The sequence below is a fragment of the Microbispora sp. H11081 genome, assembly GCF_012999535.1.
Lineage (GTDB): Bacteria > Actinomycetota > Actinomycetes > Streptosporangiales > Streptosporangiaceae > Microbispora.
Genome location: NZ_JABBWV010000001.1, coordinates 468,804 through 490,144, shown reverse-complemented (window position 1 = coordinate 490,144; position 21,341 = coordinate 468,804). Strand labels below are relative to the sequence as shown.

The 21,341-nt window shown below is 72.3% G+C and carries 22 protein-coding genes and 1 riboswitch; of the genes, 10 read left to right on the top strand and 12 right to left on the bottom strand.

Annotated features, from left to right (window positions below):
* Positions 1–33: 33 nt before the first annotated feature.
* From HHX31_RS02125 to HHX31_RS02105, 5 genes are all read right to left on the bottom strand, one after another.
* Positions 34–996 (bottom strand): ABC transporter substrate-binding protein, encoded by a 963-nt coding sequence (locus HHX31_RS02125; protein WP_169944495.1) that lies wholly within the window; start codon positions 994–996, stop codon positions 34–36.
* Positions 997–1,075: 79 nt separating this feature from the next.
* Positions 1,076–1,212, bottom strand: a riboswitch (cobalamin riboswitch).
* Positions 1,213–1,263: 51 nt separating this feature from the next.
* Positions 1,264–3,462 (bottom strand): hypothetical protein, encoded by a 2,199-nt coding sequence (locus tag HHX31_RS02120; protein ID WP_169944493.1) that lies wholly within the window; start codon positions 3,460–3,462, stop codon positions 1,264–1,266.
* A 30-nt stretch (positions 3,463–3,492) separates the two neighbouring features.
* The gene (locus HHX31_RS02115) at positions 3,493–4,011 is read right to left on the bottom strand and encodes a hypothetical protein (protein ID WP_169944491.1); all 519 of its coding nucleotides are present in this window, start codon (positions 4,009–4,011) and stop codon (positions 3,493–3,495) included.
* The gene (locus HHX31_RS02110; RefSeq protein WP_169944489.1) at positions 4,008–4,298 is read right to left on the bottom strand and encodes a hypothetical protein; all 291 of its coding nucleotides are present in this window, start codon (positions 4,296–4,298) and stop codon (positions 4,008–4,010) included. The genes HHX31_RS02115 and HHX31_RS02110 overlap by 4 nt, the downstream gene beginning before the upstream one ends.
* 73 nt (positions 4,299–4,371) lie before the next feature.
* Positions 4,372–6,351 carry a hypothetical protein gene (locus HHX31_RS02105; RefSeq protein WP_169944487.1) on the bottom strand — a complete coding sequence of 660 codons (1,980 nt, stop codon included), beginning with the start codon at positions 6,349–6,351 and terminating at the stop codon, positions 4,372–4,374.
* 637 nt (positions 6,352–6,988) lie between these two features.
* Here HHX31_RS02105 and HHX31_RS02100 point away from each other — a divergent pair.
* Positions 6,989–8,284, top strand: coding sequence for an acyltransferase (locus HHX31_RS02100; RefSeq protein WP_249345340.1), 1,296 nt, complete (start codon positions 6,989–6,991; stop codon positions 8,282–8,284).
* Here HHX31_RS02100 and HHX31_RS02095 read toward each other — a convergent pair.
* Complete coding sequence (locus HHX31_RS02095; RefSeq protein WP_311931189.1) at positions 8,247–9,104, bottom strand: Gfo/Idh/MocA family oxidoreductase; 858 nt, start codon at positions 9,102–9,104, stop codon at positions 8,247–8,249. The genes HHX31_RS02100 and HHX31_RS02095 overlap by 38 nt on opposite strands.
* A gap of 116 nt (positions 9,105–9,220) precedes the next feature.
* On the opposite strand from HHX31_RS02095, the gene HHX31_RS02090 reads away from it, so the two are divergent.
* Positions 9,221–9,802 carry a histidine phosphatase family protein gene (locus HHX31_RS02090; RefSeq protein WP_169944484.1) on the top strand — a complete coding sequence of 194 codons (582 nt, stop codon included), beginning with the start codon at positions 9,221–9,223 and terminating at the stop codon, positions 9,800–9,802.
* A gap of 47 nt (positions 9,803–9,849) precedes the next feature.
* Here the strand turns inward: HHX31_RS02090 and HHX31_RS02085 are convergent, their stop codons facing one another.
* The 3 genes from HHX31_RS02085 to HHX31_RS02075 form a co-directional block, all read right to left on the bottom strand.
* The gene (locus HHX31_RS02085) at positions 9,850–10,125 is read right to left on the bottom strand and encodes a hypothetical protein (RefSeq protein WP_169944482.1); all 276 of its coding nucleotides are present in this window, start codon (positions 10,123–10,125) and stop codon (positions 9,850–9,852) included.
* A 173-nt stretch (positions 10,126–10,298) separates the two neighbouring features.
* Entirely contained in the window at positions 10,299–10,532 is a 234-nt protein-coding gene (locus HHX31_RS02080) for a DUF397 domain-containing protein (RefSeq protein WP_169944481.1), read from the bottom strand.
* Entirely contained in the window at positions 10,533–11,354 is an 822-nt protein-coding gene (locus HHX31_RS02075) for a DUF5753 domain-containing protein (protein ID WP_169945528.1), read from the bottom strand.
* Positions 11,355–11,553: 199 nt separating this feature from the next.
* Between HHX31_RS02075 and HHX31_RS02070 the strand changes: the two genes are divergently transcribed.
* Both HHX31_RS02070 and HHX31_RS02065 read left to right on the top strand, forming a co-directional pair.
* Positions 11,554–12,063: an ATP-binding protein gene (locus HHX31_RS02070; protein WP_311931187.1), complete on the top strand. Its 510-nt coding sequence runs from the start codon at positions 11,554–11,556 to the stop codon at positions 12,061–12,063.
* A gap of 421 nt (positions 12,064–12,484) precedes the next feature.
* Positions 12,485–14,872, top strand: a complete 2,388-nt coding sequence (locus HHX31_RS02065; protein WP_169944477.1) for a helicase-associated domain-containing protein — start codon at positions 12,485–12,487, stop codon at positions 14,870–14,872.
* A gap of 28 nt (positions 14,873–14,900) precedes the next feature.
* Here the strand turns inward: HHX31_RS02065 and HHX31_RS02060 are convergent, their stop codons facing one another.
* Positions 14,901–16,151, bottom strand: coding sequence for an ArgE/DapE family deacylase (locus HHX31_RS02060; protein ID WP_169944476.1), 1,251 nt, complete (start codon positions 16,149–16,151; stop codon positions 14,901–14,903).
* A 92-nt stretch (positions 16,152–16,243) separates the two neighbouring features.
* Here HHX31_RS02060 and HHX31_RS02055 point away from each other — a divergent pair, with 92 nt between their 5' ends.
* The 4 genes from HHX31_RS02055 to HHX31_RS02040 all read left to right on the top strand — a co-directional run bounded on the left by HHX31_RS02055 (position 16,244) and on the right by HHX31_RS02040 (position 18,699).
* Positions 16,244–17,284, top strand: a complete 1,041-nt coding sequence (locus HHX31_RS02055; protein WP_211589155.1) for an endonuclease/exonuclease/phosphatase family protein — start codon at positions 16,244–16,246, stop codon at positions 17,282–17,284.
* A gap of 174 nt (positions 17,285–17,458) precedes the next feature.
* Positions 17,459–17,806, top strand: coding sequence for a hypothetical protein (locus tag HHX31_RS02050; protein WP_211589154.1), 348 nt, complete (start codon positions 17,459–17,461; stop codon positions 17,804–17,806).
* Between the two features lies 1 nt (position 17,807).
* Positions 17,808–18,014, top strand: a complete 207-nt coding sequence (locus tag HHX31_RS02045; protein ID WP_169944474.1) for a hypothetical protein — start codon at positions 17,808–17,810, stop codon at positions 18,012–18,014.
* A 184-nt stretch (positions 18,015–18,198) separates the two neighbouring features.
* On the top strand, positions 18,199–18,699 hold the full coding sequence (locus HHX31_RS02040; protein WP_311931182.1) for a hypothetical protein: 501 nt from the start codon (positions 18,199–18,201) through the stop codon (positions 18,697–18,699).
* A 57-nt stretch (positions 18,700–18,756) separates the two neighbouring features.
* Here HHX31_RS02040 and HHX31_RS02035 read toward each other — a convergent pair whose 3' ends face one another.
* Positions 18,757–19,038, bottom strand: coding sequence for a hypothetical protein (locus HHX31_RS02035; protein WP_169944473.1), 282 nt, complete (start codon positions 19,036–19,038; stop codon positions 18,757–18,759).
* A gap of 363 nt (positions 19,039–19,401) precedes the next feature.
* Complete coding sequence (locus HHX31_RS02030) at positions 19,402–19,962, bottom strand: DUF1349 domain-containing protein (RefSeq protein ID WP_169944471.1); 561 nt, start codon at positions 19,960–19,962, stop codon at positions 19,402–19,404.
* Between the two features lie 337 nt (positions 19,963–20,299).
* Here HHX31_RS02030 and HHX31_RS02025 point away from each other — a divergent pair, with 337 nt between their 5' ends.
* Positions 20,300–20,926 carry a hypothetical protein gene (locus tag HHX31_RS02025; protein WP_169944469.1) on the top strand — a complete coding sequence of 209 codons (627 nt, stop codon included), beginning with the start codon at positions 20,300–20,302 and terminating at the stop codon, positions 20,924–20,926.
* A gap of 63 nt (positions 20,927–20,989) precedes the next feature.
* On the top strand, positions 20,990–21,310 hold the full coding sequence (locus HHX31_RS02020) for a co-chaperone GroES (RefSeq protein ID WP_169944468.1): 321 nt from the start codon (positions 20,990–20,992) through the stop codon (positions 21,308–21,310).
* Positions 21,311–21,341: the final 31 nt, after the last annotated feature.

Here is a 21,341-nt window from a genome sequence, read left to right as displayed (position 1 = left end):
GTCACCACGCCACGCCTCTCACCACGACGCGGGTCAGCCCGCGGCCTTCTGGACGGCGTCGGCGACGGCCTGGGCGAGATCGACGACCCGCGGCCCCCAGCGGGAGGCGATGTCGTCGTCCAGTTCCACCACATGGTCCTTCTTCAGGGCGGACAGGCCGGACCAGCCGGGCCGCTTCGCCAGCGTGGCGGCGTTCTGGCCGCAGCACTTGGTGTCGCCCAGGAAGATCAGGTCGGGGTCGGCCTCGGCGATGAACTCCGCCGACAGCTTGGGGTAGCCGCCGGCCGCGTCGGGCGCCTCGTCGGCGATGTTCTTCAGCCCGAACAGGTTGTAGACCTGCCCGAGGAAGGTGGTCGACGTCGCCGCGTAGGGCGTGCTGTCCAGCTCGTGGTAGTACGTCAGGCCCTTGCCCTTCGGCGCCGCCGCCGCGAGCGCGTCGAGCTTCCGCTCGACGTCGTTGGCCACCTCCTCGGCCTTGGCCGTGTTGCCGGTGGCCGCGCCGAGGTCCCTGATCTGGTCGTAGGTGTCGTCCAGCTTGGTCGCGGCGGGTTCGAGCAGCACCGGCACGCCGACCTTGCCCAGACCGGCCACGACGCCTTCCAGGTCGTTGGCGACCACGACGAGGTCGGGCTTGGCGGCCACGATCGCCTCGACGTTGGGCTTGAACCCCGACAGCGCGGTCTTCGGCGCCTCCGGCGGGTAGTCCGACTGGTCGTCCACCGCCGTCACCTGCGCGCCCGCGCCGATCGCGAAGAGGATCTCGGTGGCGGTGGGCGAGAGCGACACGATGCGCTCGGGGCGCTGGGAGAGGGTCACCGCGCCGTTGCCCGCCTGCACGGTCACAGGGAAGGTGCCCTGCCCCTCGCTGGTGGTGGCGGTGTCCGATGCGGCGGGAGTGGGGGTGGCGGACGTGGCGGAGCCGCCGGTCTGGCCGCAGCCGGCCAGTCCGAGCACACCCAGCATCACGCCCGCGACGGCCGTGCGTACGGGCCTCACGAGGGTCCTCCATCAGGGGGCATGCCGGGAATCGAGAGACCCGCTGGAAAGCGACGGATCACCCTTTTCCACGAGGGTCGATGACGTCGGCGCGCAGCGCAGGCGACCTGGCTCGTCCCCGGGGGCGGGGAACCACAGTTGCGGGACAGCACCGGATTCTCACCGGATTTCGCTGCACGGCGCGCGTCGGACGCAACGGTACCAATCCCTCACCCGGCGTCCAGCCCCCGCCCCCGCCGGGCTCCGTCCGTCTGCGACGGCCGCCCGTCAGGACGGCGACGGCCGCCTGCCGCACCAGGCGTCGGCGCAGGTGAGCAGGTGATAGGTGGGAGGTCTCCTGCCGTCGAGCGTGCCGTACCAGACGATGCGCGGGCGCCGGTCGGGACCGATGGCGACGTCCACCTCGCCCACGTGGGACGTGGGGACCAGGTGGGTGACGTCTCTCCCCACGCAGCCGTCGTCGCGGCAGAACATGACGGCTACCGGTGGGTCGACGGGGTCGTATCCGGCCAGAACAGGACGGCCGGCCGGATCCAGGGCCAGGCCGGGGGCGCTCCGCGTGACCAGTCCGGACGCCGACACCGTCCGCGGGGTCCCGGAGCAGGACGGATCGCGGCAGAGCAGGATCGATGTGTCCCCGGTGCCGCCGCCGTTGTGGACGATCACCGGTCTGCCGTCCGGCCTGACGGCGACCTGGAGTCGCAGGCCGCCGGACGACCTCCTGGGGTCGTACCGCGGCGACGACCTGTCGCGCATGTCGAACGTGCGAGTGGCCGGATGCCCGCACGCCACGGTGTCGCAGATCACGATGGTGGCCTTCCGCGTGATCAGGTCCGCGTACGCGATCACCGGGCGCCCGTCCGGAGACGCCGCGACGGCGAGATTGCTGGGCTTCCGGTACTCGAAGAAGTCCGCGACGGTGAGGTCTCCCACCGTGATCGTCCGGGGGTGGGCGCAGGCGACGTCCGGGCACCGCGTCAGTGTCACACGTGCGCGAGCCGGGTGCCGGTCCGCGGAGACGGGGGCGATCGAGGCGACGGCGATCCCGTCTCGCGTCGCGACCGCGGTGGCGTTCACCGGGGCCACGTCCAGCCGGAGCACGTCGCCGGGCACCGTCCGCAACGGCGGGCCGGTACGCCACGTGCAGCCGTCGGGCCGGCAGGAGAACAGCTGGAGCTCCCGCCGTTCGATCTCATCGTCCCCCCTCACCCAGCCCGCGAGCACCACCGAGCCGTCGAGGGTGACCGCCGCCCCGGCCTGCTCCTCGATGGAGGCGTCCAGGATGACGGTGGTCTGCGCGCCACAGGTGTCGTCGCCGCAGAACGTCACCTCGTGGAACCCCCGGTCGCGGATGACGATCGGGAACCCGCGAGGGCTCAAGGCGATCTGGACCGGTCCTGGACCGTCCTCGCCGCGATTCCAGCCCAGATCACCGCGATCCTCGCCCGCGATCTCGTTGTCGATCACGTCGCTGAGCGGACCGGCCACCGCGTAGCCGCCGTACAGCAGGCCGGGCAGAAGCACCAGCCCGACCGGCCACCAGCGGGTGCGCCGCCCGCCGGGTGCGCCGCCGGTCGCGGTCGCGGCCCGTCCACGCCCGCCCTTGTCTCCCCGGATCACCAGGGCTCCCCAGCGCGCCTGGTTCTCCCGATGGAGCCGCGCGTAGCAGCAGCCGAGCACCGCGGCCTGGAAGGGCACCAGCAGGACGGCCACCGTCATCCCCAGGACGTCTCCGATCCGCACGCCGGCCGGGACGGGGAGGGCCGCGCAGAGGAGGCGCAGACCGAGCTGCGCCAGGACCGGAACGGCGGCCAAGGCCACCACGATCGTCCGGATCGTCCACCAGTAGTCGTAGGCCACCAGGTGGTACGCCGCCGTCAGCGGCGGAATTCGCTCGGGCAGCGCCGCCCAGGCGAGTACGGCCGGGAGCGTCAGGAGGACGAGCAGCACGCCCAGGATCACCACCGCGACGATCGATCCCGTCGCATGGGCCACCACGGCGATGACCCCTGCCTGCACGGCGATGATCAACACGAGATTGACGGTGAGCAGCAGCACGGCGTGCGGGCGCCGGAGAACGGCCAGGACGGCACGCCCCGCCGACAGGGGGCGGCCCTCGATGTGGCCCACCACGAGGTGACTGCCCGCGGCCAGGCAGGCGAATCCTGCCACGACGGCCGTCAGCGCGAGTCCGGCGAAGGTCCAAAGGACGGCCGGCGAGGGCACGAGGAGCACAGGAGCTCCGTTGACAAAGGAAACCCGGTGGCTCAGCGCCACCAGCACGGCCACCGGCGCCACGAACGGCGGAACGAGGACCAGGGCGCACACCGCCAGCAGGTCCCGGTAGAGACGGACCGCCGTGCCGTACATGATGCGCAGGCCGCGAAGGCCCTTCAACTGGTCGAACGCGTCATCCGGCCAGGCGGCGGGCGACCCCGCCGCGCTCACCGGCGTTCCGAGACTCATGTCCCTCCTCGGGATGTCCGGGCGCTTCGTCTAGGACTTCCGGCAGTACGGGTCGGCGCAGGTGAGGACGTGATACGTGGGCGTCCCCCCGCGATCGGGCGTGCCGTACCAGACGATGCGCGGGCGGCGGGCGCAGCCGACGTCCTCGCACGCCAGGACGGTCACCCGGAGGTCCTCCGTGTCGTAGCCGGCCAGGATCGGACGGCCGGCGGCGTCAAGGGCCAGGCCGGGGGCGCTCCTCACGGCGATCTCGGACACCGTCACGGACCGCGGGGGCCCGGAGCCGAGCAGGGCGGGCAGCGTGAAGAGGCCGGCCACCGCGACCAGGATCAGCGCCATGACTATCGACTCCACCAGCTCCGCCACGACGACGACCAGGACGATCAGCGCTCCGGCCGCCAGCGTGAACTCGGCGGCGAGCAGCAGGAAGGCGTGCGGGCGGCGCAGGACGGCCAGGACGACACGCGCCGGCGACGACGGGCGGCCGTCGATGTGATCGACGACGAGGCGGCTGCCCGCGGCCGAACAGGCGAGCTCGGCGATGATCATGATGGCAGCACCCCGGCGTACGCCCACAGGACGCCCGGCGACGAGGTCAGGAGCAGCGGGGCCCCGTTGACGATGGCGATCCGGTCGCCCAGGGCCACGACCACGGCCGCCGTCGCCACGAGGGCCGGCACGATCGTCATGGCGCACACGGCCAGCAGTGGCCGGTAGAGGCGGCGCGCGGTGCCGTACACGATCTCGAGGTCGCGCTCGCCCCACACCTGGGCGAGCGTATCCCGCGACCACGCTTCCGATCGGGCCGCCGGGCTGGTGGACGATTCGCGACTCATTTCCCCCCTCGTGGTGGCGGCCCGGTCGCGCGAAGACGGGCCGCGGGCAGATCAGCGCCCCGGTCCCCGTTCCTCATGGGGCGCAGTGCGGGTCGGCGCAGGTGAGCAGGTGATATGCGTTGCCACCGGCCGGATCGGCCGTGCCGTACCACAGAATGCGCGGCCGCTGGTCGGAGCCGATGACGAGGTCGAACTGCCCGACCCCGCCGGCGGGCAGCAGAGGGGAGGCGGAGCGGCGGGCGCAGTTCTGGTCCCCGCACGCGACCAGATCGATCAGCGCGCCCTTCCAGCGGTAACCGGCCAGCAGAGGGAGGCCATGGGCGTCCAGGGCGAGGCCGGGCGCGCTCACCGCGACGACCTCGGGCACCGGCACGAAACGAGGCGGGCCCGAACAGGCCGGATCGGAGCAGAGCAGGATCGTCGAGGTGTGGCCGTCGCCGGGGTCGCTGTACACGATGACCGGCCGCCCGTCCGGCCGCACCGCCACCTGTGTGCGCAGGGTGCTGGTCAGCCAGGTGTACCTCGTCAGCGCGGGCAGGTCGAACGCATGGATCGACGGGTGTGCGCACGACGCGGACTCGCAGCTCGCCACGGTGAGCTTGTGGGTGCCCCGGTCGGTGTAGGCGACGACCGGCCGCCCGTCCGGTGAGACGGCGACGGCCAGGACACGGGCGTCCATGTCATGGATCGTGAAGCTGTCGACGATGTCGCCCACCGGGACGACGCGACGCCGGGCACAGGCGACGTCGTCGCACAGCGCGAGCTCGACGCGGGAGAGGGGCTTCTTGTCATGGCCGGGAAGGCGGACGCTCCAGGCGATGGCGAGGCCGTGCGGTGTCGTCACGGCGGCGGCCCGCGCGTCCGACGTCTCCTTGGTGGCCTTCAGCGGCTTGCCCGGCCGCCGGACGCAGCCGCCGGGCCGGCAGGAGAACATGACCAGCTCCATCTGGGAGGCACCGATCTCACGCGTCCAGCCCGCGACGACCAGCGAGCCGTCGGGCGCGACCGCCGTCGCCGGATGGGTGGAGAAGTACTGGTCCAGCGTGACGCTGACATGCTCGCCACACGTGTCGTCGTCGCAGAACACCATCACCGGGCGGTGCTCGTCGCGGAAGACGACGGGCTTCCCGCCGGGGCCGAGCATGATCTCGGTGCGCGACGGGTAAAACACGTCCCTTTCCTTGACGCCGATCTCGTTGTCGACCATGCGGGCCCAGGAGAGCGGTTCGGCCGCGTACCCGCCGTACAGCAGGCCGGGCAGCATGGTGACCAGCAGTACGGCCGGCCACGCGATGATCGGCGGCCACCGCCATCCGGCGCGCTCACGGCCGCGCTCTTGGCCCTTCTCCCGGTCGAGGTCATCGACGGTGGCCGGCCCCAGCCGGCGCAGGTAGGCGTAGCAGCAGCCGACGGCGACGGCCTGGAGCGGCGTCTGCAAGACGGCCGCGGCCGGCCGCGCCGCGTCGCGGAACAGCCCGTCGGTGGGGTCGGGAAGCAGCCCGCCCAGTGCGAACAGGCCCAGTTGGAGCAGGACGGGAACGGCGAGGTATCCCGGCGCCAGAATCCAGATGGCCCGGCCGTAGCCACGGGAGATCAGCCGCCACGTCGTGCGCAGCGGAGGAGCCCCGTCGGCCAGCGCGGCCCATGCGATCATCAGCGGCAGCGTCGTGACGCCGACCACCGTCACCACGATCACCGCCGGGACGACGGACTGCGCCGAGGCCGCCAGCGCCGCACCGATGGCCGCCACCACGAGGACGGCCGGCACGAACAGGACGACGAGCATGGCGAACGTCGGCGCCCGGCGCAGGACGGCCGTCACCGCGAGCCGGGCCGACAACGGACGGCCGTCGGTGAAGTCCAGCGCGAGACGGGCGCCGCCGGCCAGGGCGGCGAGGCCCGACGCGATCGCGGTCACCGCGGACACGGCGAGGACCACGCCGAAGACCCGTGGGAACTCGACGAACCGCGGGATTCCGCCGACGACCGCGACCCGATCGCCCGCGGCGACGAGCACAGCCAACGGCGCCACAAGGCCCGGGACGAGGGTCATGGCGCATATCGTCAGCAGGTGCCGATAAAGGCAGCGGGTCGTGCCGAAAATGACCGAAAAGCTGTTACCGAGGGTCATTCGCGCAAAAGGATCCGCTGGCCGGATACCGGATCGCGTCGTCGCGCTCGCGAGCGGTTCGACATCCATTCTTTCCTCGCTGTCGCCCGTTTCGATTGACCCGCCTGCCTCGGATGATGCTCGAACGGCGAAGCGCCGGAAACCAGGTCAGACTAATCCACCAATCGAGATCGCGCACCCCATAACCATCTCGGGATATCAGAGGATTTCGACGGGCGACCGAATTGCGCATTCGCGGCGATCGCGCCTCCGGCCGACGTATGACCCCGTAAAGCGAACCTGCCATTCATGCTGCGAGAAGGCGAGGTGCGCCATAAACGACGGGAGGGCCGGGGCGTGCTGCCGGGCCCGGGTGGCCGGTCGCGCGCTCCGTCCACCTGGGCGTTCGCGGGGATGGTAGGGCAGGCCCTACCCCGGCGGTAGGGGGTCGCCCATGATCGGGAGTAGGGACCGCGTCGCTGCGCCGGGCGGGGCCGCGGCGGGACGCTTGACGTGCTCGACCCCCCGCCGCCCGCGGACGCACCTCGCACGGCGGCCCGACACAGCGAAGGCGTCCCCCATGTCCCTGACCATGCTTCCCCCCGCACCCGGGAGGGCCCCGGCCGCGCCCGCGCCCCGGGACCGCTTCATCGACGTCCTGCGCGTGTTCGGAATGGTCCTCGTGGTCGTCCAGCACTGGACGATGCCCGTCCTGTCGTACGCCCAGGGACGGCTCACCACGGGCAACGCCCTGGCGGCGGTGCCGTACGTCACCTGGATCTCGCAGGTCATGCCGCTGGTCTTCTTCGCCGGGGGCGCGGCCAACGCCATCAGCTACCGGTCCGCGACGCGCCGCGCGGGGCGTCCTGAGGCGTGGTCGGACGTGGCGCGGACGTGGACGGCACGGCGGGTGCGCCGCCTGGCCTGGCCGGTGGCGCCGCTGGTGGTCGTGTGGCTGCCGCTCCCCCATCTCCTGGTGGCGCTCGGGATGCCCGCGCAGCCGGTGGAGGTGGCCGCGCGGACGGTCGGCCAGTTGCTCTGGTTCCTGGCGGTCTACCTGCTGGCGGTGGTGGCCACGCCGCACCTGCTGCGGGTGCGGGCGGGCGTTGCCCTGCCGGTGCTCGCGGGCGGCGCGGTGCTGACGGACGTGGTCCGGTTCTCCGGCCTGGAGGCCGCCGGCTACCTCAACGTCGCGTTCGTCTGGCTGGCGGTCCACCAGGTGGGGTTCCGGTACGCCGAAGGCGGCCTGGAGTGGCTCACCGGGCGGCGGGCCGCCGCTCTCTCGGTGGCCGGGTTCGCCATGCTGGCCGCGCTCGTGGCGACCGGGCCCTACCCCACGAGCATGATCGGGATGCCCGGGACGGTCTCGAACATGGCGCCGCCAAGCGCCTGCCTGCTCGCGCTGTTCGCCGGCCAGCTCGGCCTGGCGATGCTGCTGCGCCCCGCGCTGAACGCGCTGGCCGCGCGGCGGAGGGCCGCGGCGGTGCTCACCGCGCTCGCGCCGCGCATGATGACCGTCTACCTGTGGCACATGACCGCGCTCGCCGCCGTCGCGGGCACGGCCGTCGTCGGGCTCGGGCTGCGGGCCCCCAGCGCGGGCTCGGCGTCCTGGTGGAGCGTCGTGCCCCTCTGGCTGGCCGCCCTGGCGCTGGTCCTGGTGGCGCTGACCACGCTGCTCGGCAGGTTCGAGGAGCCCATGGGGGCCGCCGCCCCCCGGCACGTGGCCCTGGCCGCCCCGCTCGTCGGCGGCGCGCTGCTCACCCTCACGATCACCGGCTTCGCGCCCGGCCCCGCGCCGGTGGCCGCCTCCGCCGCCCTGGTCGCGGGTCTCGCCCTGGTCAGCCGGCCCTCAACTGCCGCTCAACGTCGTCGATGATCTCCTGCAGGCGCAGGCCGTGGCGGGCGTCGAGCGGATGCCCGCCGCCGTCGCGCACCGTCTGCGCGAACTGCCTGACCACCTCGGGGACGACGTCGCCGATCTCGGAGCCGAGCAGCGAGGCGCTGCCGCGCCGGCCGTACACCTCGATCCGGCTGGGCGGCGTCTCGCCCTCGGCGGCCATGCACAGCGACGCCTCGCTGACCGCGCCCCCCTCGTGCTCCAGCAGCAGGCCGACCCACCCGAGCGGGTCGCCGTGCGCCCGCACCGCGACCACCCGGCCGAGCGCGGCGTCGAGCAGGTCGATCGTGTGCGGTCCCACGTCGAGCACCGCCCCGCGCTCCAGCCGCCAGGGAGTGGCGAAAGGGCCGCCCCGCAGGCTGCCGGAGATGTTGGCGGCGTGCCCGCCGAAGGGCTCGACGAGGCGGGCGCGGTCCAGGAAGTCGACGGTCGCCGCCGAGTAGCGGAACGTGAAGAGCATCTGGGACGCCACTCCCGCGTCCTCGATCGCCCCGGCGAGCCTCCGGGCGCCGTCGAGGTCGGCCGCGAGCGGCTTCTCCAGCAGCAGCGCCCTGCCCGCCCTGGCCGCGAGCACGCCCAGCTCGGCCTGCACGGCGGGCGGCACGCAGAAGGCGACCGCCTCCGACGCCGCGAACAGGTCCTCCAGCCGCTCGAAGGAGGGCGCGCCGTGGGCGCCCGCCAGCTCTCGCGCCGCCGCGGGCCTTCGCGCCCACACCCCGGCGAGCGTCGTGTGCGGCCCCGCCGCGAGGGCGGGCGCGTGGACCATCTCCGCCCACGGCCCCGCACCGACGAGTCCCACCCGCACCGGCTCCATACGGCCCCCTCTCCGCGGGGGACCCTACTGCAGGCCGCGGACACGAGGTCAAGGGGACCCGGCACGCGTGAGAACCGCCGCACGGGCAAGATGGAGCCCCTATGGACGTCATCCTGCTGAGGCACGGCGAGACCGAATGGAGCAGGGCGAGGCGGCACACGGGCCGCACCGACCTGCCGCTGACCCCGCACGGCGAGGACCAGGCGCGCGCCCTGTCCCGCCTGGTGGCCGACCGGCCGTTCGCGCTGGTCCTCGTCAGTCCCGCGGAGCGCGCCCGCCGTACGGCGGAGCTGGCCGGCGCGGGGCGCTACGAGGTGGACGCGGACCTGTGGGAGTGGGACTACGGCGGCTACGAGGGCCTCAAGACCGCCGAGATCCAGCGGTCACGGCCCGGCTGGTACGCCTGGCGGGACGGGATCGTCCCGGGGGACGAGCCGCACCCGGGTGAGACCGTCGAAGACGTGGGACGGCGGGCCGACAAGGTCCTCGCCAGGATCCGCTCGGCGGACGGGGACGTCCTGGTCGTCGCGCACGCCCACATGCTGCGCGTGCTCGCGGCCCGCTGGCTGGGACTGCCCGCCGCCCACGGCAGGTACTTCCGCCTGGACACCGGGACGTACTCCGTACTCGGATACGAACACGGCGACGAGCCCGTGCTGCTGCGCTGGAACGCCCCCGCCTGAACACCCCCCTGCCTGAACGATCACGCCCGAGCGATCAGGCCGGGGTCTCACGCCTGGGCGACCGGCTGGGGTTGCGGCCCTCGGCCGGTCAGCCACTCCAGGACCTTGCGGTGGCCGCGCCGGGCGTCCTCGAAATGCCCCCACCGCCAGTACCTGGGCTGCTCCCGCACCCCGGTGACCCACGTCCGGTACGCCACCGCCCTTGGCCGCCCGTCCGCCGGGTCCACCGGCGAGGCGACGCCGTAGGTGCGGATCACCACTCGGCCTCCCGGCGCGAACAACTCGTCGTCGGCCACGGGGTAGAGAGTCATCTGGTCGAGCACGGGTCCCCCTCATGAGCTTCGCTGGGACTCACTGTGCCGTATCCGTGTTACGCCTCCCGCGTCGCGGTGTTACGCCCGTGAGACAGAGGTGAACACGGTCGCGCCGGAGAACGGCCCATGCCCGGTCGAACCCCTCCGCTCAGACGAGAGGTCCGCTCACACCGGAGGTTCGTTCACACCAGGAGGCCGTCGAACTCGCCGTCCTTGACGCCGAGCACCAGGGCCCGGATCTCGTCGCGGGTGTAGATGAGCGCCGGCCCGTCGGGATATCGGGAGTTCCTGACTGCCACGCTGCCGTCGGGGAGCTCGGCCAGCTCCACGCAGTTGCCGGTCGAGTTGCTGTAGGCACTCTTGCGCCAGGTCACCCCGGCGATCTCGGTAGCGGGCATCCCGTTATATGTCTGCATTCATGTCTCTCTGAGAAGTTCGCCGAGGATCTCGGCAGTGCCGCCGGGCGTGGTGCTCTCCACGCACAGCTGCTCCATGGCCGTGAGGTAGGGATCGATGTCCTCACGTTTGTCCAGGTAGAGCGCACCCCAGAGCTGCTCGACGTAGACCACGTCCGAAAGGTCGGACTCCGGGAAGCGGAGGATGGTGAACGCGCCTCCCTCGGCCGCGTGCATCCCGTAGCGAAGGGGCATCACCTGCAGGGTGATGTTGGGCAGCGTGGACACCTCCAGCAGGTGCTGGAGCTGTTCGCGCATCGTCGCACTCCCTCCGATGGGCCGCTGGAGCGCGGCCTCGTCGATGACGGCCCACAACCGGGGACCGTCCTTGCGTGTGAGCCGTTCCTGCCGCTGCATCCGCAGATGGACGCGCTGTTCGAGCTCGTCCTCCGACGCGTCCGGATGACCGAGGCTGATCACCGACCGGGCGTACCGCGCCGTCTGCAGCAGGCCGGGCACGAACTGCACCTCGTAGGTGCGGATCACGCTGGCGGCCTCCTCCAGCCCGACGTAGGTGACGAACCAGTTCGGCAGCACCTCGCCGAACTTGTGCCACCACCCGGGCGTGTTCGCCTCGCGGACCATCTCCAGCAGGCCACGCCGCGCGTCGTCGTCGTGGACGCCGTACAGCGTGAGGAGGTCTTCGACGTCACGTGTCTTGAACCCGACCCGGCCGAGCTCCATCCGGCTGATCTTCGACTCAGAGGCCCGGATGTGGAATCCGGCGACCTCGCGGGTCAGACCCCGCAGCTCGCGCAGCCGGCGAAGACTCGCGCCGAGCATGATGCGCCGAACGGTGGAACCGGATCCGGGCGGATCTATGGACACGTGCTATTCCTCCGCTTTGTGGACTGGTTCACAGTCTGTCAAAGATCGCCCCCTTCGTCCCAGTGGTGTCGGGGGTAACCGTAGCGCGTGCACAAGACGCTTGCACGTGCATTCGCTCTTGCACATGCACAGGAGTGTCCCTCATCATGATCTCGTGCAGTCCACGAACCTGACTCGTGGCCAGAACCAGTGGTCGGCGCTCGATTGGTGGCCGCCGAACGGCTGGTGGCCGGAACCCGCCCGCGATCTCTTCGACGCCGGGTCTGCCTCAGCCAGCGCCACCTACGTCCTGTCGCCCCGCGCGGAGTCGGTCCACTCGGCGCGCGCGTTCGCCGCGGGGACGCTCGCGGGCTGGCGCCTTGCGGACCTGCTCGACGGGATGGAACTGGTCGTCTCGGAACTGGTCACCAACGCCCTGCGGCACGGCATGACGCTCGCCGACAGCCGCGCGCGGGAGGCCATGCGGCTGTCTCTGATCCGGCGTGGCGCCCACGTGACCTGCGCGGTCACCGACCCCGGGACGTGCGCGCCGGTGCTGCGGGACCCCAGCCCCTTCGAGCCGGGCGGCCTCGGACTGCACATCGTGGAGTCACTGAGCGTGCGATGGGGATGGTGCCCGCTCGTCCCGCAGGGCAAGGCGGTGTGGGCCGTACTGGCGGCCTGAGCACCGCCCGGCGGGCGGACGGCGGGGCCACGCGCTTCGCCGGGATCCCGCCCCGCCTCCGCGAGGGGACGGCCGTTCTCCCGTCGGCGCTGCCGGAAAACCTAACCCGATCGCCAGATCTTCCTGTCCCCGATCACGGGCCACCGGCCGGAGGGCGCCCCCCTGCAGCCCGGACTGCAGGGGGGCGTCCTCCGGGCGGCGGCCCGGATTCCCCGGAACACCCCCCGAATGCGGGCCGGACAGGCGATGATGTGCTGAGATCGGGCCGTGCCGGCCCGGCGGCGTGCTCGTTCCCCAACGATCGGCGGAGAAATATCGTGATCTCGGGATCCGTGACTTTGCGCTCCCTGTCCGCCCACGGACGCCGCCGAGACTCCGAACCGCACTACGGTGGCTTCCTTGGACTCCCGAGAGACCCGCGATGGACGATCACCTAATCGGCTGGCTCACCGGACTCGACGAAGACAGGCTGGCCCGCGTGCTGGCCAACAGGCCGGACGCGATCGCCGCGCCGTGGCCCCGGCGCCTTGACGCCCTGGCCCAGCGGCTCACCGACACGTTCGCCGTCATGGAGGTCATGCGCGGCCTCCCCCTCCCTCCGCTGGAACTCCTGCAGGCGTGCCTGGTCATGGGCGGCCGTCCGACGGAGGACGAGCTGGCCCGCTTCCTGGGCGTGAGCACCTCCGCGGTGATCCCCTGGCTCGACCACCTCTACGAGCACGCCGTCGCCTGGCCCTGCCGCGACGGCAGGATCACGGTGACCGAGGCCGTCGCCCGCTGGTGGACCGCGCCCTGCGGCCTGGGCGAGCCGCTCGGCGCGTACCTCGACTCCTGGAAGCTCAGCACGGAGGCGCTGCGCCGGATGTGCCACGTGCTCGACCTGCCCTCCAGCGGCGGCAGGCGGCAGGTGGTCGCCAGGATCACCGCGCTGCTCGGCGACTGCGAGCGCCTCGGGACGCTGCTCGACGACGCCCCCGACGGCACGCTCGGCATGCTCGACGACTTCGCGTGGGACGGCCCGGTCCGCAGCGTGGACGGCAACCGCTTCGTCACGCCGGGGACGCCGGAGAAGTGGGCCCTCGACCGCGGCCTGCTCTTCCGCAGCCAGTGGGACCTGGCCGAGATGCCCCGCGAGGTCGCGCTGGCGCTGCGCGGCCCCGACTACCGCGGGCCTTTCACGCCCTATCCCCCCGACCTCGCCACGAAGGCGGTGGACCCCGACGCCGCCGAGCACGCGATGTCCCTGGCCGCGCCGCACGTGCTCGACCGGGCCACGGCGCTGCTTGAGAACCTCGACAAGGCGCCGCTGCCGTTGCTCAAGAACGGCGGGGTCGGGGTGCGGGAGGTCAAGCGGCTGGCCAGGGAGACCGGCTGCACGGAGGACGAGATCCGGCTGCTGCTGGAGATCTGCGCGGTCGCCCGGCTGATCGCGATCCACGAGGAGGCCGGCGGGCTCATCCCAGCGGGCCGGTACGACGCCTGGCGGCTGGAGGAGGCGCCCATGCGGCTGCGCGTCCTGCTGGCCGCGTGGTGGCGCATGGAGCGCTCGTCGCTGCGGCGGGTGGAGGGCCGCCACCCCGCCGCGCTCGGCGACGACCCGGCAGGCGAGACGATCGCCAGGATCCGGTGGGCACTGTTCGCCGCGCTCGCCGAGATCCCCGAGGACAGGGGCTTCGCGACACTGCCCGAGCTGGTGCAGCGGGTGCGCTGGCGCGCCCCCCTGCTCGACCCAGAACTGCTGGACGGCTGCGCGGCGGCCGTGCTGGAGGAGGCCCGCCTGCTCGGGCTCGTGGCCTGCGACGCGCTCACCGGCCTCGGCCGGGCGCTCGCCCCGCTGTCGGGCGCGGCCGGGGACGAGAGCCGCGAGTGCGTGCCCGAGATCGAGCACGACCCCGCGCTGGCGAAGGCCACCACGCACGCCATGGCGAGCGCGCGGCGCACGGCCCTGTTCGGCGCCGACCTCACCGCGGTGGTGACCGGCCCGCCGTCGGTCGAGCTCGCCGCGCTCCTGGACCGCGCCGCCGACCGCGAGTCGCAGGGCGCGGCGTCGGTGTGGCGGTTCAGCCCCGCGAGCGTACGGCGGGCCCTGGACGGCGGGGACACGGCCGACACGCTCGTCGCCGACCTGTCGGAGGCGGGCACGCTCCCCCAGCCGCTGACCTACCTGATCAGGGACGTGGCGCGGCGGCACGGCGAGGTCACGGTGTCGTCGGTCGGCTGCATCGTGCAGGGCTCGGACCCCGCGCTGCTCGCCGAGATCGCCGCGCACCGGAAACTGGCCAAGCTGGGCCTACGGCTGCTGGCGCCGACCGTGCTCGCCGGCGCGGCTCCCGCCACGACGACGCTGGCGGCCCTCAGGGAGGCGGGCTACGCCCCGGTGCCGGTGGACGACACCGGGGAGATCACCATCCGGCGCGAGCCGCAGGGCGGCCGGCTGATCCTCCTGCCCGGCGGGCGGGTGGCCGAGCTCGAACCCCCAGGCCCGCTGCTGGAGCCCCCGCCTGACCCGCGCGAGCACGCCCGGCGGCTGCTGGTCAGCGGCGGGCCGGTGGCCGCCGCGGCGCAGCCCCGCCAGACGTGGGCCGTCATCGGGCGCATGGCGACCAGGCTCCCCGTGGCGCAGCAGTCGCTGCTGGGCTTCGTCGTGGACCGCGACGTCCGCGCGATGATCACGCTGGCCGACGGGGTCACCGCGACGGTCAGCCACGGCGAACTGCGCAGCGGCGTACTGGACGCCTGGTGCGAGGAGGCCGGCGACTACCTGGAGTTCCCGCTCAACGAGATCGCCTCGGTCACCGCCGACTGCTGACGCTCCTCAAGGGGACGCCTCAGCGGTCTCAGCGGACGCCGCAGCGGCGCAGGACGAGCAGGGCCAGGGCCCGGGTGACATCGCGGACCTCCCGCAGATCGACCTGCTCGCGCGGGGCGTGGGCGAAGCGGACGTCGCCGGGGCCGTAGTGCAGGGTCGGCACGCCCGCCGCCGCGTAGAGGCGCAGGTCGCTCCCGTACGGCGCGGCGGCGCGGCCCGGCCGGGCGCCGGTCACGTCGGCCACGGCCCGGGCCGCCTCCTCCGCCAGCGGGTGCCCCTCGGGCAGACGTCCGCTGGCGAACTGCCCGCCCGGCCAGGTGACGCGCACCGGGTTGTCCCGCAGCCAGGGGTCGTCGAGCCCGGCGAGTGCGTTCTCCAGCGCGGCGCGGGCGTCGGCCGGGTCCTCGCCGAGCCGCACGCCGAGCCGCCCCTCGGCCACGAGCAGGTCGGGCACGGTGCTCGCCCAGTCGCCCGCCCGCACGGTGCCGATCTCGATCGGGTACGGCATCGGGTTGCCCTCGAAGAGCGGGCCGGGGGCGGCGTTGCGCTCGCCTTCGAGCCGCCGGACGGCCTGGAGCACCGGCATGAACACCTCGACGGCGTTGACCCCCTCGTAGCGGGTGGCGCCGTGCGCGGCCCGGCCGGCGACCTCCAGGCGGAAGGTCAGCGCACCGGCGTTGGCGGTGATCAGCCTGCCGCTCGTCGGCTCGGTGATCACGGCCGCCTCCCCGGTGTGGCCCCTGACCAGGGTGGCGAACGCGCCGAGCCCGCCGTCCTCCTCGCTGACCACGCAGTGCACCGCCAGGGGCCGCGCCAGCCGTACGCCGGCCGTGCGCAGCGCCCGCACGACGGCGAGGTTGGCGGCGAGGCCGGCCTTCATGTCGCAGGCGCCCCTGCCGAACAGGGTGGTCGCGGTGACGCGGGCGCCGAAGGGGTCCTGCCCCTCCCACTTGCCGGGGTCGCCGATCGGCACGACGTCCGCGTGTCCCTGGAGGATCAGCGCGGGCGTGCCCTCGCCCTCGGTGACACCGACGACGCCGTATCCCTCGGCGCGCTCCGCCTCCGTGCCGGGGAACCCCTCGCGCGAGCGCAGGTCGTCGAGGTCGAGCTTCCACATGTCGACGTCGAGGTCCCATTCGGTGAGCATGCGGGCGCACCTGTCCTGCAGGTCCGACTCCGCGTCGGTGCCCGTGACGCTCGGCACCCGGACCAGATCGGCCAGCAGGTTCACGGTCCCCGCCTCGTCGAGGGCGTCCAGGACTCTCGCTTCGACATCCATGCCGGAGACTGTACGGCCTGCCCCCGACCGGCGTGGAGCCCCGGAATGCACGTGCATTCCGTCGTACGGTGGATCTCTCACGAGGGAGTCCGATGATGGCGAGACTGACGGCGGGCTGGGTGGGCCGCCCGGGAATCTGGCGCGGGCTGCTCGCGTGGCCGGCGGTCGCCCCTTTCGCGCTGTGGGCGCTGCTGCGGCTGGTGCCCGGCGACGTCCACTTCCGGTGGGTGCAACTGGTCGCCTTCACGCCGTACGTCGCCCTCGCCTCGGTCGTCGCGCCGCTGGTCGCGCTGCTCGTGCGGCGGCGGGCGGCGCTGGCGGCGGGGCTGGCGGTCACCGTGACGCTGGCGGCCTGCGTGCTGCCGCGCGCGCTGTCCGACGGGTCCCCGAGCGCCTCGGCCGGCCCCGGCGTGCGGGCGGCCGGCGACGCCGGCCCGGCCCTGCGGGTCCTGTCGGTCAACCTGCTCTACGGCTCCGTGCCGCCCGCCGCGCTGGTGGATCTGGTGCGGCGGCTGCGCCCCGACGTCCTGACGCTGCAGGAACTGACCCCGCGGGCCTCGGACGGCCTGCGCGCGGCCGGCCTGGCCACGTTCCTGCCGTACGCGGACGACCGGGCCCAGGAGGGTTCGAGCGGTTCCGGGCTGTTCACCCGGTTCCCCATCCGGCCGGAGGACCTCCAGGCCTTCGACGGCCGCAGGCAGGCGGCGGGCATCGTCGAGGTCCCCGGCGCGGGGCCCGTCGCCGTCGTGTCCGTGCACCCGTGCGCGCCGCGCTACGCGTTCCGGTTCAGATGCTGGTCGAGGTCGCTCGCCGCGCTGCCGGGCCCCGGCGAGCGGGTGCGGATCCTGTCCGGGGACTTCAACGCGACGCTCGACCACGCCAGGGTGCGCCGCCTGCTCGACGCGGGCTACCGGGACGCGGCCGACGCGACCGGCAACGGCCTGGCCGGCACCTGGCCTTACCGGAGGTCGTCGGACTTCGGGGGCCTGCCGGTGCCGCCCGTCACGATCGACCACATCCTGGTGGACCCGCGCGTCGCCGTCCGCGGGTTCGGCGTCCACCGGCTGCCCGCGACCGACCACCGGGCGATCTTCGCCGAGCTGGTCCTGCCCTCCGCCGCGCCTTCCGGCTGATCCCACTGTGCCCCGTATCGGACTTCAGCGCCGCGCCAACGCCAGCACGCTCAGCCCGAACATCAGGACCCACAGGGGGAAGATGGACCGACGGTACGTGTGCGATGCCGAGTACGACCTGGACGGAGGCGAGGACGAGGAATCCGGACGCGTGCCAGACGGCCGGGGCGAGTGATGACCGCCGACGGCGGCGGCACGGTCGGCACGGTCCTGCACCCGATCGAGGGCGGCGCGCGCATCGCCCAGTACATGGTCGCCATCGTCGGCAAGACTCCGGGGCTCGAACTCCTGGAGCGCTCGGTCAACGGGGTGCCGGGCCTGGTGGCCGAGCATGGCGGCGTTGTCACGACCGTGGCCTCGTTCGAGGTCGTCGACGGCCGCGTCACCGGATCCGGGTGGTCCGCAATCCCAGTCCGGTTCGCAGTGATCGTGGCCGTTTCATCCCAGATCACGCCGAGGTGTGTTCGCCGAGTGACCGCTGGATTCCGCCCGAGGCCGTCGGCATTCTGTCACGCTGTGTGACGTGCTGTTGGCGTACGTGAACGAGAGCTACACCCGCGACCGTTACTCCTTGGTTGCGCTGCTGGTCTCGCACGTCCAGGCGATCTCCCTGACGCGCACCCTGGGCGAGGTCGTGGCCGGGGCCGGGAAGGCGTACGTGGTGTCCCGCCGGCGCAGTTGCATGGCACGGACCTGTTGCACGGCAACCGCGGCTGGGAGCCGATGGTGAAGATGCCGCGGGTGGTAATCGGGGTCTGCCACGCGGCGTTCCTGGCTAGCGCCGACTACAAGGCGGCTACGGGCCTGATCCCGAGGAGGTCCCCGGGGGACGATGCCGCGTGAGGGCGAGCGTCGCTTGGGCGGATGAGTCCTTCCAGGAGCACGACACGACCGGCTTCTACATCATCGCTGCCGTGATCATTCCTACTTCCGCGCAGGAGTCGGCCCGTGCGCAGATGCTGCAGGCGCAGGCCCGGCACGCCCCGGCCAAGCTGCACTGGGTCGCCCGCGATGACAAGGAGCGGTTGGAGCTGGCCTACACGGTGGCCGAGATCGAGGGGTTGCATGTCGTTGCGGTTGGGTCCCCCGTCCACCAGCGCAGACAAGAGCGCGCCCGCGCCTACTGCCTTCACCAGCTGGTGCTCGAGCTGCACGGGTTCGGAGTCGAGCAACTGTTCATGGAGGCCCGCCAGCCAACGCTCAACACTCGAGACGTCACCACTGTGAAGCACGCTCGATACACCCTGCCCAAGGGCACCCGCTTCCGTGTCGATCATCTGCCCGGCGCGGGCGAGGCCCTGCTGTGGGTCGCCGACATCGTGGCCGGCGCCGTCCGCGCCGAGAAGCTGGGCGACCCTCGCTACCGGGAGATTCTCGGCGACAGGGTGATCGACTTCCCCGTGAGGGTGCTCTGATCCGAACCCTGAAACGCGCCAGGCCAGGCTCCCGGTCATGCCCCAGGTCACCTGGCCTCACGGCTTCCAGGAACCCGCGGTTCCCGGCGTCACCGACAGACTACCTCGGGTGACTATGTCACCGGAAGCGCAGCAACTCAGCCGGAGGCCTCGGTAGAGCCCGCCTACCCCCCACATTTGCTCGAAGTACGGCCGCTCCGTACAGTTCCACGCTGCTTCGAGGAGGAAGCCGCGTATCTGCTCCACATCCCCGCTGACGAGGACGCCCTGCATGAACGGATCAATCTTCGCGGCGAACCCAGCGAGTAACTCCGGATCCACGGGCTCGAGATCGGTCATGACTCCAGCATCGCAAGAGGTAACGAACTGCTTGCCGTCGGCGCGACCAGGCCATGACGATCGCTGGGCTCACCGGCTGTGAGCTGAAATTTCAGGATGGAAGAGGCTTGCGGATGTGCCACGTCTCTCCGGGGCACATGGGCCGCCCGTAGGTGTAGCGCTTTCCGGTCTCGGTCGTCGCCGTGAACCGGTCGTCGGGCAGTGGAGTGACCCGGCAGCGGTTTGGCGGCGGAATCTTCTCGATGGATCCGCCGGGAGGAAGTCAGGCGTACACGCCACCGCTCCAGGTGACCACGACGTTCTCGCCAGTTTCATTGACGATCAGGAAGATCTCGTCCCGGTAGGGCTGGCATGCGGCCAGGGTCAGACACGATCCGAAGTCAGCGACACGCGGGTGAAGCGGGTCTCGAAGCCCTTGCCCACCGGGGCGGCGCACATCACCCCGGCGAGGGCGGGCGCTCCGGGCGGGAAGTAGGCCAGGCGCAGCAGGTGCTCGGGCTCCGCGCCGTTCGCGCCGTAGCGGACGGTCACGGAGTCGCCGGCCCGTTCGAGGTCGAAGGTCGCCGAGACGAGGCCGCCGGGGGCGGGCGTGACGGACCAGTCGGAGAAGCCCCGGGTGACGACGACGCTGAGCTGGTGGCCGCCGTCGACGAACTCGACTCCCGCCTTGATCCAGTTCTCCTCGTCGATCCGCAGCACCGCCCCGGCCTGGTCGTACTGCTCGGCGTAGCCGGCCTCGAACGTCACGGTCAGCCGGGCGTCACCGGCGACCTGGCGGCCGAACATGTGCGCGGTGTCGTAGGAGTAGCCGTAGTGCGTCCGCTGCCACAGGTCGGTCTGGGCGCCCGCGACGGCCCGCAGGCCGTCCCCGGTGGGCGCCCATTCCGCGGGCTCGTTCACCCACGTGAAGCCCTCGAGCGTCATGCCGCCTCCTTGCCTCCGCTTTGACCGATCGTGCCATGAGAGCGCTTTCAGGAGCCTTCCGTCAAGGACGATCTACCTCCTGTTTGCCGTAGTTTGTCCGCTTTACTCCCTCTTTTCATATACTCGTGCCTCACATCGCTTTTATTCCCAGTCGTCCCCTACGTCCGTACGAAGCATCGCGTCCCCTCCGGCATCGGGAGCATCCCCAGCCCCAGCCGGGCATCGCGCGCCCGTCCCCCGCGGGCGCGTAAGGACGCCCCGCCAGCCAGGACTCCTCGCCGACCCGGGCCCCGCTCCCCCGCAGGGCGCCCTGCGCGAGTGAGATGAAAGGAAGCCCATGCAGAAACGAGCCCGTCAGGCGATCACCATGGCGCTGGCCGCCACCACGCTCGTCACCGGCGCGAGCACCTCCGCACAGGCCTCCGCGGTCCCGCCGGCTCCCTCAGCGACGCTCTCCTCCGCACCGCTCTCCTCCGCACCTCTCTCCCCTGAGGCGCCCGCCGGTCGTCCGGCCCCTGCCGAGTCCGCCTCCCCTGACCTCGCCTCCCTAGTCGAGGCGTTCCACGCGGCGCTGCGCACGGCGTACAAGGACATGAAGAAGGCCAAGTCCCTGCCCTCCGGCGTCGCCACCGCGACGTCCTTCTGGGACGCCCAGACGGCGTCCGGCAAGCCGATGCGCTACCGGACGCTCGCCAGCCCCTACTGGCCGCTCGGCACCAAGGTGCGGATCACCCACAAGGGGAAGAGCGCGATCGGCGTCGTGGACGACTTCGGCCCGGCCGAGTGGGCCGTGGCCCAGCACGCCGTCCCGGCGATCGTGGACCTGTCCGAGAAGATGATGGCCGACCTGACGGGCGTCGCCTCCAACACCGTCCGCGTGCGGTTCGAGGTGCTGGAGTGGGGCAAGGGCCGCGTCTTCCGCCGCTCGGGCACGGGCTACGACCTGGCCATGGGCCGCCGCTGAGACGGCGCCGCCGCCGAAACTCCCGATGACGGCGCCCGGGGCCGCTCCGCGTACACTTCGAACGTGGCTGACCCGAAGTTCGAGATCCAGATGCTCCATGATCGCGTGATGGTCAAGGTCGAGCGGGAGCTTGAGGAACGGCGCAGCAGCGCGGGCATCGTCATCCCGGCCACGGTCAAGATGGCCAACCGGCTCGTCTGGGGCGAGGTCAGCGGCGCCGGCGCCAACGCCAGGTCGGTCAAGCCCGGCGACAAGGTCCTGTTCAACCCCGACGACCAGTACGAGGTGGAGGTCCAGGGCCAGCTCTACCTGGTGCTGCGCGAGCGCGACCTGCACGCCGTGGCGACGCAGCAGACCGATCACGGCACCGGCCTCTACCTCTGAACCTCCCGGCCTCCCGACCTCGCGGCGAAGG

Bases quoted from the DNA above. Each gene is read 5' to 3' on its own strand.
- HHX31_RS02120 (WP_169944493.1), bottom strand. From the start codon at position 3,462: ATGAGTCTCGGAACGCCGGTGAGCGCGGCGGGGTCGCCCGCCGCCTGG.
- HHX31_RS02115 (WP_169944491.1), bottom strand. From the start codon at position 4,011: ATGATCATCGCCGAGCTCGCCTGTTCGGCCGCGGGCAGCCGCCTCGTC.
- HHX31_RS02110 (WP_169944489.1), bottom strand. From the start codon at position 4,298: ATGAGTCGCGAATCGTCCACCAGCCCGGCGGCCCGATCGGAAGCGTGG.
- HHX31_RS02105 (WP_169944487.1), bottom strand. From the start codon at position 6,351: ATGACCCTCGTCCCGGGCCTTGTGGCGCCGTTGGCTGTGCTCGTCGCC.
- HHX31_RS02100 (WP_249345340.1), top strand. From the start codon at position 6,989: ATGTCCCTGACCATGCTTCCCCCCGCACCCGGGAGGGCCCCGGCCGCG.
- HHX31_RS02090 (WP_169944484.1), top strand. From the start codon at position 9,221: ATGGACGTCATCCTGCTGAGGCACGGCGAGACCGAATGGAGCAGGGCG.
- HHX31_RS02080 (WP_169944481.1), bottom strand. From the start codon at position 10,532: ATGCAGACATATAACGGGATGCCCGCTACCGAGATCGCCGGGGTGACC.
- HHX31_RS02075 (WP_169945528.1), bottom strand. From the start codon at position 11,354: ATGCTCGGCGCGAGTCTTCGCCGGCTGCGCGAGCTGCGGGGTCTGACC.
- HHX31_RS02065 (WP_169944477.1), top strand. From the start codon at position 12,485: ATGGACGATCACCTAATCGGCTGGCTCACCGGACTCGACGAAGACAGG.
- HHX31_RS02060 (WP_169944476.1), bottom strand. From the start codon at position 16,151: ATGGATGTCGAAGCGAGAGTCCTGGACGCCCTCGACGAGGCGGGGACC.
- HHX31_RS02055 (WP_211589155.1), top strand. From the start codon at position 16,244: ATGATGGCGAGACTGACGGCGGGCTGGGTGGGCCGCCCGGGAATCTGG.
- HHX31_RS02050 (WP_211589154.1), top strand. From the start codon at position 17,459: ATGACCGCCGACGGCGGCGGCACGGTCGGCACGGTCCTGCACCCGATC.
- HHX31_RS02035 (WP_169944473.1), bottom strand. From the start codon at position 19,038: ATGACCGATCTCGAGCCCGTGGATCCGGAGTTACTCGCTGGGTTCGCC.
- HHX31_RS02030 (WP_169944471.1), bottom strand. From the start codon at position 19,962: ATGACGCTCGAGGGCTTCACGTGGGTGAACGAGCCCGCGGAATGGGCG.
- HHX31_RS02025 (WP_169944469.1), top strand. From the start codon at position 20,300: ATGCAGAAACGAGCCCGTCAGGCGATCACCATGGCGCTGGCCGCCACC.